The organism is Candidatus Nitrosopumilus sp. bin_68KS, from assembly GCF_054095825.1.
In genome coordinates, this window is the sequence record NZ_JBSWSP010000008.1 from 115,632 (window position 1) to 131,344 (window position 15,713).

Genomic DNA, 15,713 nt, shown 5'->3' on the forward strand with positions numbered 1-15,713 from the left:
ATTTTTAGAATTATAATTTCAAAAAAAAATTATTTCATATATTCTGTAACTCTTTTTTCTTGATCACTAAATACAACTCCTATGGTTCTTAATAATTCAACATCATTTGAATTACAGTAATTTACTAATCTTGTAAAATATTCTTTAAAATGTACTGGTGATTGATTTTGTTTTAGAGTATTTGAAAACAAATCATCATGATCTAGCATAACGGTTTTTTTATCACCAAGAAAATTTACAATTTCTTTGATATTTTTGACTCCTTCAGGACTTTCAATTTTTGGTACAATTGTAATATGTTCAGGAATTGTTGTGACATAGGGTTCTAAATCATGTTTAGAATTGACATTAGATATTGCAAAATATTTGATATTTTTAAAAATATTTAGAATGGATAGAAGATCATCATAAGAGTATTTGTTGTCAGGAGGTTTTGTTCTGCCTATTGGCAAATCAAGGAAGATTTTGTGTTCAGAATGTCTTTCAAGAAGAGATTTTAATTCTTCAATACTATTCACCCAAGCAAGATTAATTCTAAAAATTGCATCATTAGGTAATGAAAAATCAAAATTTGATAAATTCTGAGATATAATAATCATATTTGTACATAAAAATCGCCCTATTTAATTTTAATATTAAAAAAAATAAATGTTCATTAAAAATATAACTATTCATCCCAATCAAATTTTTGATTTAAAAATTCATAGAGTTTGGCATTATGAGATTGATAGAAATCTATTAAACTTTTTCTTGTTTTTGGATCCATTTTTAATTTTTTTGAAACATTAGTTTTTTCTATGTTTGGTATTTCATATTTAGGTAAATTTAAAAATTGGAATATATCATTCATCACATTTTTTGTTTGTAATGCTAGATTTTCACTTTGTATAATTAAAATTTGATTCTTAGAAAAAAGTTTAAACCATATACTAAGTTGTTCTGCATAGAATCCTCTGGCTAAAATTGAATTTTCAACTTTGGTTGCAAAATATTTATCATCTTTTAAATTAACATCCCATTTTGAGATTGTATTCATATCTTCTTCAATAACTTCTTCAAATTTTCTTGTTTCTCCAGAATTTTTACTTAGATAGTAGTGAGAATAAGCTCTATCAACAGGATTTCTTAAAACAATTATTAATTTAGAATTTGGGAATAAATTTTTAATTCTTTTTGCTATCCAAGGTCTACGAACATATGATGGGGTTACATCATAAGTCATAAAAAAATGAGTTTTTGATTTTATTCTAAATTTGGTTAAAAATGTGGGAAATAATGAACGATACCATCCTAATCCAAGATGATAATTTACATCAAAAAATCCTATTTCGTCATATGCAGACTTTGATAATGATGGATGTTGATCTAAATAATAATACAAAGATGTGGTTCCTGTTCTTCCAGCACCAATTACAAAAAAATCAGGTAAAACTCTGAATGGACTAGTTATTCCAAAAAAATGTCTTTTTATAAATAACTGGTAAAACCTTTTGTAAGATGGTTTTGGTGATTCTAGATACATAGAGATATCAATTTAACATAGATTTCAGTCTTATTTTAAAACACTTGCATAATTGATAAAAGGTCATAGAAGAAAATCTAAAGATATGAAACCATAAGATCTACTAGAGAATTTACTGCGGTATCATTGTTTAAATTTTTCAAAACGTATTGTCGCCCATTATTTGCAATATTAGACCATTTAGAATTTTCAATATCTGATAGATATTCTTCAAATTTTTCTTTATAGTTTTTTTCATTAATAAAAATTGCATTTTTTCCATCTTCAAAACCAAGATAAACTCCATGATTTTTTTCAGTAATTTCCATAAATGTAAGGCATCCTGCAGCTGGGATTTCCCAATATTTTACATTCGGGGAAAATGTTGTAGCAGCTATTGCAGCTGCATATTTCTGTAACAGAAGTGGATATCTATCATTTACATATTCATGTTCTAAAGTGGATGTATAATCAACAAAAGGTAATTTGGCACAAATTGTTCTTAAATGGTAACATCTAAAAGCATTCCACTTTGGATTTTGTATGTCATTAATCATTCTTGATAAAAATTTTGTATTTCCAATTGCTCCTGAATTAAGAATTTTATTTTTTATTCTCTCATTAAACGGTTTTACATTTTCATAGAACGATGGCTCGAGTCCAAAAATTATGGTTTTAAATTTAAAATTTTTTGGATATAATTCATAAAACAATTCTTCCGGAATAAAATGAAAGTAATAGTCTATTTTCCATTTAGAGTGGTGTTTTATTGCATTTTTTGTATCTACTGGATCTGTAGCTCTTGCTATGACAGGTTTGTTTAATTCCTTAATTCCAAAAATTTCATCTGGCATTCCATAATTTGAATTAGACCACAAAAGTACAACATCACAATCATCTTTCAAACATTTTGCATCAAAAGTATCACTAGTTGGAAAATATTTAACTTCTAAATGTTCATTTCTTTTTAAAGCCTTCATAAAAAAATTGTAATAAGTATTATCAAAATGTTTTCCAGTTAAAAATTCATTAGATTTTTTATAAATGAATGCCACTCTTATTTTCTTAGTCATGATGATGTTAATGATTTACTCCTTAAAATGCTTCATGATGAATTTAAAAAATTAATTTAAGAATTTTGAAGTTTTTTTAGGATATCAAGATCAGTGTCTTCATTGAAACTTCGATTATCAAAATAATCTATAAACTTTTTTTCCATTTTAAGAATTTCATCCAATTTTTCTTGTTCTATTTTTTCATTTTTAGAAAGTTTAATTATAATTTTTAATAATTCTAGATTAATTTGTAAATTCATTTCAGAATTAATTAAAGTTCTTCTTATATACGGATTGGTTTGATATAGAATTCCTGTTTCTGACCTGTAAGCAGATGATTTTTTGTAATGAGTATATCCTATTCCTACTAACAAGGGTACACCAATAAGAACCACAATTGCAATATAATGAAAAAATGTAGGGAAAATATTACTTAACAAGGGATAATTTTCAATGGCAAGATAATAGGTAACAGTCAATGTGTTAATAGCAGCAAAAATAAATGCAAAATATACCGACCATCCTTGTCTAAAATAATACCAAGCACGAAATGGTACTCTTTCTTTCATACCAAGTTTTCTAGATTACAAGTATATCAACTTCGCGAGAAATTAGTTTTAAGTGATAATATCACTCAGAAATTTTTGGAGAATTGAATTATTGATTTCATGCTTAGATGTAGATTTATCAAGAATTACATCAAATGCACCATTTCCTAAAGTTAGAGAGTTTTTATCAAAAGTAGACATTTATGCATTGATTAGCTGAATGATGGTTCCTTTGACATTAAAGGAGGCTCAATTAATGGGAAAATCAGTTATTGAGACAAATGTAGAAAGAATTCATGAAATGATGAAAGAAAAAATTTCTGGATTTTTAGTTAAAGAAGGAGATCCTGATGATTTGATAGAAAAATTATCTATTTTATTAAATAATGAGGAATTAAGGGTGAAAATGGGAAAAGAAGGAAGAAAATTTGTTGAAGAAAGTTTTAGTTGGGATGTAGTTACCCAAAAAAATTATTGGAAATACATCATCATATATTAAAAAATAAAATTTAAAAATTTTAGTTTCAGATTAGATGCTTTTAATATATTGTGGAAAAGGTATTCTCAAATTTTGTTAAATTAATAAGATGTAAAAGTATTGGAATTAAATAATCACAAAGGTGAAAAATTTAAAAATTGTCCAAAATAAAAAATTCAAGTCTTAATAAAATATATAAAAAATTGTATTATGGATTAATTAAAAGAAATTATTCATACATTACAAGTCCCATTAGATTACTTCCAGAATTCATCATATTTGGTGGAGTTAGGTGTGGTACTACATCATTGTATTATGACATTTGTGAACATTCAAGTGTATTGCCAGCAGCGTACGATGAAATTGGATTTTTTGATTCTAATTATGAATTAGGTATCAACTGGTACAAATCTATGTTTCCAACAAAATTTCAAAGAAAAAAAATTGAATCCAAAACAGGAAAATGTATTACAGGTGAAGATACACCTTTCTATTTTTGGAACAAAAAAGCTATTGAAAGAATAAAAAATGATATTCCCAATATCAAATTAATTGTAATTTTAAGAAATCCTGTTGATAGAGCATATTCAAATTATCAATTAGGAGTTAGATCAGGTTCAGAATCTTTGTCTTTTGAGAATTCCATTAAAAAAGAAATTGAACTTTTAGACGAAACGGATGATATAGATAGTAATAATATTGAAAAATTTCTTAGGCCCAGATCATATATTGCTAAAGGATTGTATTATAATCAAATTAAAAATTGGTTTGAAATATTTCCAAAGGATCAAATTTTAATTTTATCGACAGAAAATTTTCAAAAAAATCCTGATAATACATTAGAAGAAATTTTTAAATTTCTAGGTCTTCCAAATGAAAAAATTAAAAATCAACAAAAGCGAAAAGTTGAAAATTATCAAAAAATGAATGATGAGACAAAAGATTACTTAAAAAAATTTTTCAAGTCTTATAATGAAAAATTCTTTAAATTAATTGAACAAAAATTTGAATGGAATGACTAGTATTAAGTTATTTTTATAGCCAAAAGATGTCTTTATACTGTTTTTTTTGAAGATTAGGTGAAATTAATATTTATTCATTAATGTCTGGATTAGATATGTCTCCATTAACATTAATTGAAGCACAATTAATACAAAAACCTGTCATTGCGACTAATGTTGGTGGAATTCGAGAATTAATAATAAATCTAAAAAACAAGTTTTTAAAAAATTAACATAATGAAAAAAGTAAAACTCAATTTGAATTTAATTCTTCAAGAATTATATCTATTACATAATTAGAAATTTTATGTTCATTATGTGTTTCATCTAAATATATTTGAAAATTACCATTTCCTAATTCAGATATTTTATTTTTAACATGTTCTTCATAAGAAGTAAATGAATTTCCAGAGAAACAGCAAGGGTCATTATTATTAAAGAATTGTAGATGAGTTCTATTTTCTCCATATGCACTCATTATGTATAATTCTAAATAATTTGATAAAGTATATAATTCCGGTACAGTTTGTTCATAATCACCAAAATTTTTTGGATCACTTCTAAGATAAATTGGGTAGGAACCAGCAACGGAAAAACTATCAGATATTCTTTCATCTAATGCAGAATACAAAGTCGCTATCCATCCTCCAGTAGATATTCCAAGTATGGAATATGATTTATAATTAAAATTTTCATCTATGTAATTTAATGAAATAGTAATCGGTTCAAGAAAATATACTATAGGAGAGAAATCATCAGATTCTAAAAATTTTAGATGATTATGGGTAGTTAATTTTATTTTTCCAAAATTAGGAACATCAACAATCGGTTGATTATTCATTCCTAATAATGGTAAACTAAATGCTAAAACATCATAACCCTCATCTAGAAAAATCTGAATTGTATCAATCCCATGAATGAAATCTCCTTTATGACCCTGATGATAAATAATTAAATTTCCATTAGGGGTTTTTGAATGAAAAAGATAAGATATTGAATTTACATTTTTCTCCATTGAAATAGTTAATTGATCAATATTTTGTAAATTTTTCAAGTCTTTATATTTTGAATTTGTAATTTCTTTTTCAAAAAGTAAATCAGAATCAGTAGGCATGTGCCCAGTTTTCCATATATATTGAATTAAAGCTGTTTGTTTTTCTAAAATATCTTTATCATTGGAAATATGAATAAGAGAACCAATATCAGATTCATACCATTGTGCATTAATAGATTCATGATCTAAATTTTTATTTGTTAAAATGACTTTTGTGTCTTTTAATATATTATATGGAAAAATCTCATAATGACCAATTATAATACCTAAAAAAACCAAAAGAAATGCTAAAACAATTAAAATTAATATTTTTATCATAACATATCGATTTTTCTAAAAAAAAATTTAAAATAAGTGCAATTAGAATAATATGAAATAGAATATAAATTGTAATTAAATTTGAATATAGAAAAATCAAAGAAATGAAAATGTTGTTCCATATTTTTATGATTAATTTACTATTATATCAATGAATATCAAATTGTATTGAATTTATTAAAAAAATTAAATTATTATTTTGATTTTAGTAAAAATAGTTTTAATACTATATTGATTTCTAAAATTATATTTATTATTTATCCATCAAAAAGTATGAAATCTAAGTTCTTTTTTTAATAAATGGTTTTACAATTTCAACAAATTCTTTAGAGAGTTTTTCCCAATTAAATTTTTCAATCACCAAGTTTCTTGCATTTTTACCTAATGTTTCTCGTAATTCCTTTTTCTCAACTAAAAGATTGATCTTTTCTATCCATTTTTCTGAATCGCCTTCTTCAATCAAAAAACCAGTTTCTCCATCATAAATCATTTCAGGGATTCCTCCAACATTTGTTGCAATGGTAGGATTTTGCATTGACATTGATTCTCTACACGATAATGGCGTAGTATCCATACCAGTAGGTAATGCATAAATGTCAATTTCTGTTAAATATTTTCGAACTTCGTCAGGATATTCTAAACTGCCTAAATAATGAAAATTTTCAAATTTTTCTAAAACTTCAAGTATTTCAGTTTTATATTGACCATCTCCAGCCCAATAGAAATGAACGTGAGGTAATTTTTTAACAACATTTTCTAGTGTTAACATTTCTTTTGTTTTTCCCCACCAATTAGCGTCATGTAACATTCCAACACATGGATGTTTTAATTCCATACCAGTTTCCGGATACCATCTTGAAGTATCTAATCCTTCAAGAAAATGAAATGTTCTAGCATTTGGAATATGTTTTTTAATAACTCTTTCAAGATAATCTCCCGTCATTAAAATTCCTTGACAATCTTTAAAGACTTTTTCAGCAATTTTAGCACGCAAATCAATAACTGTTCTCATTACAAAATCTTTATAGATTGTTTTTTTGGCCCATTCTTGTTCCAACCAAAAATGACCTCTCAAATATACAAATAATGGAATTCCAGCTTTTATTGTTTCTAAACCAAAATGTGATTGTCTATCCACAAAAACAACATCAGGTTTAAAATCATCTATTAATTCATGGAATTTTTTTTTAGAAAACCAACTTTTGATATCCTTACTAGGGAAACCTGAAACATAATCATTTTCTGAAACTAATTTGTATTCCACATCAATTTTTTTTAGTGCCTCACCAAATTCTTTCAAATGAAAAAATTTCCCCACACTTTTTTTAGCAGATCCACCACCAGCGCCTGAGGCAATTAAAACTTTCAATAAAAACTAGACCATAATGTAGCAATTTAATTGTTAACATCAAATTGAAGTTAATTTATTGTGTTTTGATGATTAATCTTATAATCATACTTTTTCAATTTATATATTGTAAAAAATTAATTAATCCAATTTAGTTTCGCTGTTAATTTCCTTTGTGATAAATAGTCTATACCATATTTCAAATGCCAATAATCCTAAAAATTTGTTTACATAAATAATATCTAAATTATTTTTATGAATATATTTTTCAATCCATTCACTTTTGATCCATTTATCTTTGACAATTCTAGAATCTAAAAGAAATGATTTACAAAGATCATAACCATGTGATTTCCAAAGAGATAATGTATTAACATTAAAACCAAGTTTTTCTTTTGATATTAATGAATCAGCTTGATTTTTTACAAGTAATTTTCTTAATGGAAGTTTTCCAATGTTTTTTGTTTCATCATATTTGAATTTACTAGGAATTTTTAATCCATAGGAAATAATATTTTCATTTAATAATGGTGCAATTACATCAATACCGAAACTTTTAGTAATTCTTGAATTTATTGGATTAAAATTATACAATAATTTTCCATTATAATCAGCAACAAACACTTGTTCTAATGGAGATAATGGGTTATCAAAATATGGTAAAAGTAATTCATAGATCGAATTCCATGAAAAATTGGATTTATCTGCAAAAAGTAACTCTTGATCAGGAACACGATCTCGTTCATGACATGAAAGATATGCTTTGACTTTTTCTAAGGGAGTAGAATTAGGATTTATCAATGATAGAAATTTTTCATATCTGAAAATATAACCGCCAAAAATTTCATCACCTCCATCACCTGAAGCAAGAATATTTGAGAGTGTTTGAGATTTTTGTACTACATAATACCAATGCAAATCCCAAAATGGCAGTTTAATTAGGCTTATAGCTTTAGGTAATTCAGATAAGTAATTCTCGAGGTAAACAATATGATGATTTGCCTCAAATTTTTCTGCAATTTTGGATGCGTTTGGTGTTTCATCTACACTATTTGCAAATTTTATAGAAATAGCATCTATTTCAATTTCAGGATTTGTTTTTCTAATTAATGAAAGAATTAAAGTTGAATCTACTCCCCCACTAAGAGCAATACATAGTTTTTTTGCGTTTAGTGATTCAAGTTTTTCGGATATATCTTTAGAAATTAAATTCTCAATTAATTCTATATTTGGAGGCTCATTAATTGCTTCAAAATCTCTCCACGTTTTTTTAGGAAGATTGGGTGAAATTGAAGGATCATATCGAAGTGTTAGAATGTCTACTACAGATGAAGCATTTAATGAAGAATTAGTTTCCACGACCTAATCCTCTAAAAATTATATTTTCATTTCTTGCAGATTGAGGATCAACAATTCCTCTAGTATCAACTAAGATACGACTTTTCATTTTTGCAAAAGAAGAGATGGGTATTTTTTTGAATTCATCATGACCAGTTACAATCACAACTCCATCCATTTTAGAAATAATATTATCAAGATTATCTTCAACCTTTATATCAAAAACTTTAGTTGATGAAAAAAATGGATCATAGATATGTACATTTACACCTAAACGCTGAAATTTTTCTATTATATTTTTAGCTGGAGAAAGTTGAATATCTTTTACATTGGGTTTGTAAGAAATGCCTAAAATTAAAATTTCAGATTTTTCTAAGGATTTATTACATTCGTTAAAGGCATCTAAAGTTAATTTAATCACATGATCAGGCATTTTTTCATTTATCTTTCTACCATATTCTATTAGATTCAATTTAACGCCAGTTCGTTTTGCAGTATTAAGAAGTTGATAAGAGTTAATTGGTAAACATGGACCTCCTACACCTGAACCTGGATAATGAATTTGAAAATTATATTTTTGTTTTGCAGCTTCTAGAACTTTTATTGTATCAATTCCTAATTTTTCAAACATCAAAGCTAATTCACTAACAAATGCGATATTGATATCTCGAAATACATTGGTAGTTAACTTAACCGCATTTGCAGTCTTACAATTTGGCATTTCAACAAGTTCTACCGAAAATACATAATTGTAAATCATTTTGATGATTTGTGTAGCATTATTATTGATTCCACCTACTAATCTAGGAAGATTTGTAAAATCATGCAATATTTCACCAGGATTTGCATTTTCTGGACAAACACCAATAAGAAAATTTTCTTCAGTTTTTAATCTTCCCGATTTTGATATTAATGAAATCATTTCATTTTCAATAAATCCTGGTTCAATTGTACTTTCAACTATTACTAAAGAATTTGGTAATAAAATTTCTGAGAGTTTTGAACCAACATCTATCAATGCGGAATAATCTGGAATATTGTTTTCATCCATAGGTGTTGGTAATGACAATAAGATTAAGTCCGAATTAGAAACAGCATCTTCAATTTTTGTAGTAGCAAAAAAGGTTTTTTTCTTTAGAACTTGATTAAAAATTTCTTCATATCCAGGTTCATCTTTTAGAGGAAAAATCCCTGAATTGATATTTTGAACCAGATTTGAATTGATGTCAACGCCAATAGTATGTAAACCAGATTTAGCAAAGGATAGTGCAGTTGGAAGGCCTATTCTTCCTATACCAATTACACAAACGCGAAGTGTTTTGGAATCTAGTGATTTTTTTACATCTTCAAAATTATTCATGTTTATTTTCAAATTAGACATTATTACCACAGATGATATTTTGAACCTATTTTGACCTTATTTTAATATGTAATCTTGAATAATATCCATAAATTTTAAAAACTTAATGATAAGACTAAGAATGGATTTTTGTGACTAAGGTTGTAATTACAGCTGCAGGTAAAGGTACAAGGCTGTTACCATTTACAAAGGAAATACCTAAAGAAATGATGCCGATTTTTTCAAAGGTTTTTACAAAGAAAAAAGTAGTTTTGCCATTATTACAATATGTATATGAACAATTATACTCAATGAATTTTAGAGATTATTGTTTCATTGTAGGAAGAGAGAAAAGATCAATTGAGGATCATTTTACTCCACATGAAACATATTTGAGAGATTTATCTGGAGATTATAAAAAAGTAATATCAGGGTTTTATCAAAAATTAGAAAAATCTCATTTGGTTTGGATTAATCAAAATAGACCATTAGGATTTGGTGATGCAGTTAGACGTGCAGAAAGATATGTTGGAAAAGAAGATTTTATTGTTCATGCAGGAGATGTAACAATACTAAGCAATTCTAAACATCCCATTTTACGATTAATTGAGACTGCAAAAAAAAATCCCAATGCAAAAGTAATTTTACTTTGTAAAAAAGTTAGAGACTCAAAAAAATATGGAGTTCCGACAGTTAATAAATTATCTAGGGATTTATTTGATGTTAAAGAGGTTATAGAAAAACCAGACAAACCAAAATCAGAATTTGGAATATTGCCATTATATTATTTTAGATCAGATATTTTTTCAAGCTTAAAAAAAATTAAACCAGGGAAAGGAAAAGAGTTTCAGCTTACAGACGCTATACAAAAAACAATTCAGGATAAACAAAAAGTTCTAGCAATTACACTAAATAAAGACGAAGAAGAGGTTGACGTTGGAACTGTCGAATCTTATAGAAATGCCCAAGACATAACATTTAGGAAGGCATGATTTTTAAGATTATTAAAATTTGGATAAGGGTATGAAAATAGGAATAGTGGGATTAGGTTTTGTAGGATTATCCCTTGCTAGTGTATTATCTTCAAAAGGATACAATGTTGTTGGAATAGATACAGATAAAGAAAAATGTGGCAAAATTAGTGATGGCATAGTACCATTTTTTGAACCCGATTTAGAAAAAACTTTGAAAAAAGGAATTAAACAGAAATTATCTATCAGTAATGAATTTTCAGATATAAAAGATTGTAATATTATTTTTGTAAGTGTTGGAACACCACAAAAATCAGACGGTTCTATAGAATTGTCAATGATTAGAAAAGCAATAATTGCCATAGGAAAAATCCTTCGAGAAAATAAGAAAAAACCAATCTTGTTAATTAAAAGTACTGTAATTCCTGGGACCATGCAAAATGTAATTATGCCAATTTTAGAAAAAGAATCTGGGAAAAAAGCTGGAAGAGAATTTGGATTAATATCAAATCCAGAATTTTTACAGGAAAGTAGTGCAATTAGAGATACAAAATTTCCACATGCAATTGTTCTTGGAGGATATCAAACAAAATACATGAAAAAAATGAAAAACTTTTTTCAAAATTTACATCCTAATGTTCCAATAATTGAAACAAATCATCAGACAGCTGAAATGATAAAATATGCAAATAATTCATTTCTAGCAACAAAAATTAGTTTTATCAATCAATTAGCAAACATATGTCAAAGTATTCCAGGTGCCAACATAGACGATATTGCAGAAACAATTGGATTAGATCCTAGAATTGGGAAATTATTTTTAAATGCAGGGCCTGGTTATGGAGGTTCTTGTTTACCAAAAGATGTGAAAGCCATAATGAATTTTTCATCAAAATCTGGAGTTTCGCCATTATTTCTTAATGCTGTAGAAAAAACCAATCAACAACAAATTGAAAATATAATTAAACTAATTGAAAAAAATTGTGGTAATTTAAGAGGAAAAAAGATTTCAGTTTTAGGATTAGCGTTTAAGCCTAAAACAGATGACATTAGAGATTCTATTTCATTAATAATTATTGAAAAACTCTTGAAAAAACATGCAAAAATTACAGTTCATGATCCAATGGCAATTGAAAATGTAAAAAAAAAATTCAAAAATAAAATTGAATACACAAAAACAATTTCTGATGCACTAAAAGATAGTTATTGTGGAATAATAATGACTGCATGGCCAGAATATTCAAAAATCAATAATAAGAATATCAAAAATATGAAAAAACGAACCATTATTGATTCTCGTAGAATTTTGAAAAATAAAAACATTGACTGTAATTATTACGCAATAGGAATTGGGAATTAATTTATTTTTTATGGTAAACTATTTTAAAAGAAATAATTTTTATCAAATATGAAAAAATTTCTTATTACAGGTGGTGCAGGCTTTGTTGGTAGTCATTTGGCTGAAGAACTAATCAGACGCGGTTATTCTGTAACCATTTTAGACGATCTAAATACAGGAAAAATTTCAAATCTTGAGAAAATAAAAGAAAGAATTAATTTTGTTAATGGAGACATTCGAGATGTTGAACTTTTAAAAGATATTTGTAAAGATAAGGATGGTATTTTTCATCAAGCTGCAAGAATATCTGTTCAGGAATCTTTCATTAATCCCAAAGAATATCACGATGTAAATGTAAACGGAACTAAAAATATTTTCACACAAGCACTAGAATTTGGAATTAAAGTAGTATATGCTAGTTCTTCAAGTGTGTATGGAAATCCTATAGATCTTCCAATTAATGAAAATTCTAAAATGAATCCAATTAATCCATATGCGCAAACTAAAGTAGACAAAGAAAAACTTGCAAAGGAATATGCTGAAAAAGGATTAAAGGTGATTGGGATGCGATATTTCAATATTTTTGGAGAAAGACAATCAAAGGAATATGCCGGTGTAGTGACACTATTTTTGGATCAAATTAGAAATAAATTACCACCAAAAATTAATGGTGATGGTCAACAATCTAGAGATTTTATATTTGTGGGAGATGTTGTTAAAGCAAATATTATGGCAATGGAGAGTAACATTGATCATGCATTTTTTAATGTAGGAACAAATTCCAGCATATCTATTCTGGAACTAGCAAATACAATGATTGAAGCAGGAAATTTGAATATTAAACCAATTTTTGGGCCTCCGTTGAAGGGAGATGTAAAAGTTTCAATTGCAGACATTAGTTTAATTGAAAAATCATTAGATTGGCATCCATCAATAACAATTCAAGAATGGTTAAAACAAAAAATATCTAATCAAAACAATTAAATTTGAAAATACAAATATTTTAAAGATTCATTTTGTTTATTGTAAAATATTAAAAATAATTTTTTAAAATTTACTAGAAGTTTATAACCATATTGAAGTTTTACTGTAAAAAAGAGATCAAATTAATAGATATGGATCGGCCTAATGGTTTTTTCACACATAGTTTTTATTTTTTTAAATAAGCAAATAATCTAAAACAATTTTTTACGTAGTATATTATTATGGAATAATTAAATCAAAAACTTGAATTCTATAATTATCGGAATCAGCTACAAAAATCTGTTTGCCATTGGAAATTATTTTCTGAGGATTGTTAAATTCACCATAATGATTACCTGCCTTACCCATTTTCATTATCAGATTTCCATTTAAATCAAGTATGAGAAACAAATTATTTGTCGCATCGGATAGAAATATCAATTCATCATGAACATCTATTCCAGATATTAAAATATGAGAAGAAGAATCAAGCAGAAAAGAATTTGATAATTTTCCGTCTAGATCAAAAACAAGTATTGAAGATGTAGAGCTATCTGCAACAAATATCTTATTCTTGTAAATGTCTAGATCTATTGGTGTGGAAATTACTGATTCTTTCAGACTAGTGGAAAATTGTTTAAGGAGTTTTCCATCAGAATCAAATATTTGAACCCTATGATTTTGTGAATCTGCAACAAATATCTTATTTTCTGAGGCTGAGATTCTAAATGGCCCATCAAATTCATTTTCATTGGATCCACTATTTCCAAATTTATACAAAAATTGTCCTTGTAAATCAAATACTTGTATATGATTTTGAAATCCATAAGCTACAAAAATTTGTTCATCAAGAAATGCAATAGATGTGGGAAGGTTTCGCATTTCAGAAAAACAGTTTTCTGTTGTGTCTGTCCAAGTATTTGTAGTATCACAATATTCCTGAATAGGAGAGACAAATCCGAATGTTTTTTCTAAGGTATTTACATCATAACTAATAATTCTATGATTGTCAGTGTCTACAACATATAATATTTGTTCATGTATAACAAGATCCATAGGCCAATTTACTAAACCTTCATCTATTACATCTGCAAATTTAATATCAAGATCAATTTTTTTAGGATTAGAAAATTTTTGAGAATTGTCAATATCTAATATTATTTTAGATTTATTTTTGGGTAGTATCAAATAATCAATTTCAGAGATACTTTGGTATTCACTTCCAAGTGAGGTATTTGAGAGAAGTATATCATCGAATGATGTATTAGACAAATCCGAATTAGAAAATTTAACGTCGGTTAAGGTTTCAATTTTAAACATAGAATGGGACAAATCCGAATTTTTAAAAAGTACATTATGCATATCTGAACCGATAAAACTTGATACATGTCTCCACATGGTTCTTTGGTCACTTTTATCGTTAATAATAGAAACCAATCTAAGATTAGTTGGAAGTTTATCTTTTTCAAATGTGATATCTAATAGTTGTTTCATATCAACATCTTCAGATTCTAGAGTATACCGTGAAATGAAACAGGGTTTAAAATAACAAGAGAATGTAGGACCACTATAATTATGATACGAGAATATTACGAATGGAAAATCAAAATCATTGGGAGAAAAATCAACATTTTCAAAAACTATATTTGACATTGGAGAATTCAAAAAAACTGTTCCATGAAGAACGCTATCTGAAAAAGTGGTATTGTTGATAAAGGAGTCATGAAATTCTGTATTAATCATTCGTGTGTTTGAAAAATCAGCATTGGTCAAAGTAACATTATAGAATACATAAAATGAAAGATCACCATTGAAATTACAATCACTCCAGTCCTTATTTTGAAATATAAAATTAGTTTTGGCTAATTCGCTAGATGAAATACCAGACAAAATAGGCAGATCCTCAATCTCATCAGGGATATTGTTTGTATTTACATCACCATTGCAATTAGATTTTGAGATTGAAAATATTCCTGTTTTTATCAAAAACTCAATTGCGTCGATAAATGTAGAATCAGAGATCTGGTCATCAGACCACCAGCCTGCATTGTTTTTTACCCATTCGGGAATTACATCTGTTTGTAATTTATTTTGTTGAGTATTTGCGATAACAATAATTTCATCTTTTATCAAAAACTCAATTGCGTCGATAAATGTAGAATCAGAGATCTGGTCATCAGACCACCAGCCTGCATTGTTTTTTACCCATTCGGGAATTTGTTCCTCAGCAAATGCATTAAACGTTATTGTTCCAAATACAATAACTACTATGATAAGAAAAAAAATCTTCACTAATTTTATTTCAACATTTCAAGTATAATAATTATCGTCCGTAAAAATAAAAATTTGTCACTCATTACATTTACAATGAAATTTATTTTTTATTAAAAATCTCCCTATAATACACAAAGATATTGATAATTTTAAAAAGGTAAAAAATATAAAGATAAGGCAAAGTAT

15 protein-coding genes are annotated in these 15,713 nt (G+C 26.8%); 6 read left to right on the forward strand and 9 right to left on the reverse strand.

Features of this window, described 5'->3' with window-relative positions:
* Positions 1 to 29 precede the first annotated feature (29 nt).
* From ACW9W3_RS02700 to ACW9W3_RS02715, 4 genes are all read right to left on the reverse strand, one after another.
* Entirely contained in the window at positions 30 to 599 is a 570-nt protein-coding gene (locus ACW9W3_RS02700) for a hypothetical protein (RefSeq protein WP_457764629.1), read from the reverse strand.
* Positions 600 to 667: 68 nt separating this feature from the next.
* Positions 668 to 1,522, reverse strand: a complete 855-nt coding sequence (locus ACW9W3_RS02705) for a sulfotransferase family protein (protein ID WP_457764630.1) — start codon at positions 1,520 to 1,522, stop codon at positions 668 to 670.
* Positions 1,523 to 1,599: 77 nt separating this feature from the next.
* The gene (locus tag ACW9W3_RS02710) at positions 1,600 to 2,574 is read right to left on the reverse strand and encodes a glycosyltransferase (RefSeq protein WP_457764631.1); all 975 of its coding nucleotides are present in this window, start codon (positions 2,572 to 2,574) and stop codon (positions 1,600 to 1,602) included.
* 56 nt (positions 2,575 to 2,630) lie between these two features.
* Positions 2,631 to 3,125, reverse strand: a complete 495-nt coding sequence (locus tag ACW9W3_RS02715; protein ID WP_457764632.1) for a hypothetical protein — start codon at positions 3,123 to 3,125, stop codon at positions 2,631 to 2,633.
* Positions 3,126 to 3,327: 202 nt separating this feature from the next.
* On the opposite strand from ACW9W3_RS02715, the gene ACW9W3_RS02720 reads away from it, so the two are divergent.
* From ACW9W3_RS02720 to ACW9W3_RS02730, 3 genes are all read left to right on the forward strand, one after another.
* On the forward strand, positions 3,328 to 3,603 hold the full coding sequence (locus ACW9W3_RS02720; RefSeq protein ID WP_457764693.1) for a glycosyltransferase: 276 nt from the start codon (positions 3,328 to 3,330) through the stop codon (positions 3,601 to 3,603).
* A gap of 137 nt (positions 3,604 to 3,740) precedes the next feature.
* Positions 3,741 to 4,604, forward strand: a complete 864-nt coding sequence (locus ACW9W3_RS02725) for a sulfotransferase domain-containing protein (protein WP_457764633.1) — start codon at positions 3,741 to 3,743, stop codon at positions 4,602 to 4,604.
* A gap of 80 nt (positions 4,605 to 4,684) precedes the next feature.
* A complete protein-coding gene (locus ACW9W3_RS02730) occupies positions 4,685 to 4,816 on the forward strand; it encodes a glycosyltransferase (RefSeq protein WP_457764634.1) in 132 nt (43 codons plus the stop codon).
* Between the two features lie 20 nt (positions 4,817 to 4,836).
* Here ACW9W3_RS02730 and ACW9W3_RS02735 read toward each other — a convergent pair whose 3' ends face one another.
* The 4 genes from ACW9W3_RS02735 to ACW9W3_RS02750 form a co-directional block, all read right to left on the reverse strand.
* A complete protein-coding gene (locus tag ACW9W3_RS02735) occupies positions 4,837 to 5,955 on the reverse strand; it encodes a hypothetical protein (protein ID WP_457764635.1) in 1,119 nt (372 codons plus the stop codon).
* A gap of 280 nt (positions 5,956 to 6,235) precedes the next feature.
* Positions 6,236 to 7,324: a glycosyltransferase gene (locus tag ACW9W3_RS02740; protein WP_457764636.1), complete on the reverse strand. Its 1,089-nt coding sequence runs from the start codon at positions 7,322 to 7,324 to the stop codon at positions 6,236 to 6,238.
* Between the two features lie 120 nt (positions 7,325 to 7,444).
* Positions 7,445 to 8,662, reverse strand: a complete 1,218-nt coding sequence (locus ACW9W3_RS02745; protein WP_457764637.1) for an asparagine synthase-related protein — start codon at positions 8,660 to 8,662, stop codon at positions 7,445 to 7,447.
* On the reverse strand, positions 8,652 to 10,022 hold the full coding sequence (locus ACW9W3_RS02750) for a nucleotide sugar dehydrogenase (protein ID WP_457764638.1): 1,371 nt from the start codon (positions 10,020 to 10,022) through the stop codon (positions 8,652 to 8,654). Before ACW9W3_RS02750 ends, ACW9W3_RS02745 begins: the two co-directional genes overlap by 11 nt.
* A 110-nt stretch (positions 10,023 to 10,132) precedes the next feature.
* On the opposite strand from ACW9W3_RS02750, the gene ACW9W3_RS02755 reads away from it, so the two are divergent.
* Genes ACW9W3_RS02755 through ACW9W3_RS02765 form a run of 3 tightly spaced genes read left to right on the forward strand, consistent with a single transcriptional unit; the run spans position 10,133 to position 13,274 of the window.
* Positions 10,133 to 10,972, forward strand: coding sequence for a sugar phosphate nucleotidyltransferase (locus tag ACW9W3_RS02755; RefSeq protein ID WP_457764639.1), 840 nt, complete (start codon positions 10,133 to 10,135; stop codon positions 10,970 to 10,972).
* Between the two features lie 31 nt (positions 10,973 to 11,003).
* The gene (locus tag ACW9W3_RS02760) at positions 11,004 to 12,311 is read left to right on the forward strand and encodes a UDP-glucose dehydrogenase family protein (protein ID WP_457764640.1); all 1,308 of its coding nucleotides are present in this window, start codon (positions 11,004 to 11,006) and stop codon (positions 12,309 to 12,311) included.
* A gap of 48 nt (positions 12,312 to 12,359) precedes the next feature.
* Positions 12,360 to 13,274 (forward strand): NAD-dependent epimerase/dehydratase family protein, encoded by a 915-nt coding sequence (locus ACW9W3_RS02765; protein ID WP_457764641.1) that lies wholly within the window; start codon positions 12,360 to 12,362, stop codon positions 13,272 to 13,274.
* A 219-nt stretch (positions 13,275 to 13,493) separates the two neighbouring features.
* Here the strand turns inward: ACW9W3_RS02765 and ACW9W3_RS02770 are convergent, their stop codons facing one another.
* Complete coding sequence (locus ACW9W3_RS02770; protein ID WP_457764642.1) at positions 13,494 to 15,545, reverse strand: pentapeptide repeat-containing protein; 2,052 nt, start codon at positions 15,543 to 15,545, stop codon at positions 13,494 to 13,496.
* Positions 15,546 to 15,713: the final 168 nt, after the last annotated feature.

What these genes read in the sequence shown, in the direction of transcription:
- ACW9W3_RS02765 (WP_457764641.1), top strand. Translation starts at nt 12,360, where the DNA reads ATGAAAAAATTTCTTATTACAGGTGGTGCAGGCTTTGTTGGTAGTCAT.
- ACW9W3_RS02750 (WP_457764638.1), bottom strand. Translation starts at nt 10,022, where the DNA reads ATGTCTAATTTGAAAATAAACATGAATAATTTTGAAGATGTAAAAAAA.
- ACW9W3_RS02715 (WP_457764632.1), bottom strand. Translation starts at nt 3,125, where the DNA reads ATGAAAGAAAGAGTACCATTTCGTGCTTGGTATTATTTTAGACAAGGA.
- ACW9W3_RS02700 (WP_457764629.1), bottom strand. Translation starts at nt 599, where the DNA reads ATGATTATTATATCTCAGAATTTATCAAATTTTGATTTTTCATTACCT.
- ACW9W3_RS02720 (WP_457764693.1), top strand. Translation starts at nt 3,328, where the DNA reads ATGGTTCCTTTGACATTAAAGGAGGCTCAATTAATGGGAAAATCAGTT.
- ACW9W3_RS02760 (WP_457764640.1), top strand. Translation starts at nt 11,004, where the DNA reads ATGAAAATAGGAATAGTGGGATTAGGTTTTGTAGGATTATCCCTTGCT.
- ACW9W3_RS02730 (WP_457764634.1), top strand. Translation starts at nt 4,685, where the DNA reads ATGTCTGGATTAGATATGTCTCCATTAACATTAATTGAAGCACAATTA.
- ACW9W3_RS02705 (WP_457764630.1), bottom strand. Translation starts at nt 1,522, where the DNA reads ATGTATCTAGAATCACCAAAACCATCTTACAAAAGGTTTTACCAGTTA.
- ACW9W3_RS02735 (WP_457764635.1), bottom strand. Translation starts at nt 5,955, where the DNA reads ATGATAAAAATATTAATTTTAATTGTTTTAGCATTTCTTTTGGTTTTT.
- ACW9W3_RS02710 (WP_457764631.1), bottom strand. Translation starts at nt 2,574, where the DNA reads ATGACTAAGAAAATAAGAGTGGCATTCATTTATAAAAAATCTAATGAA.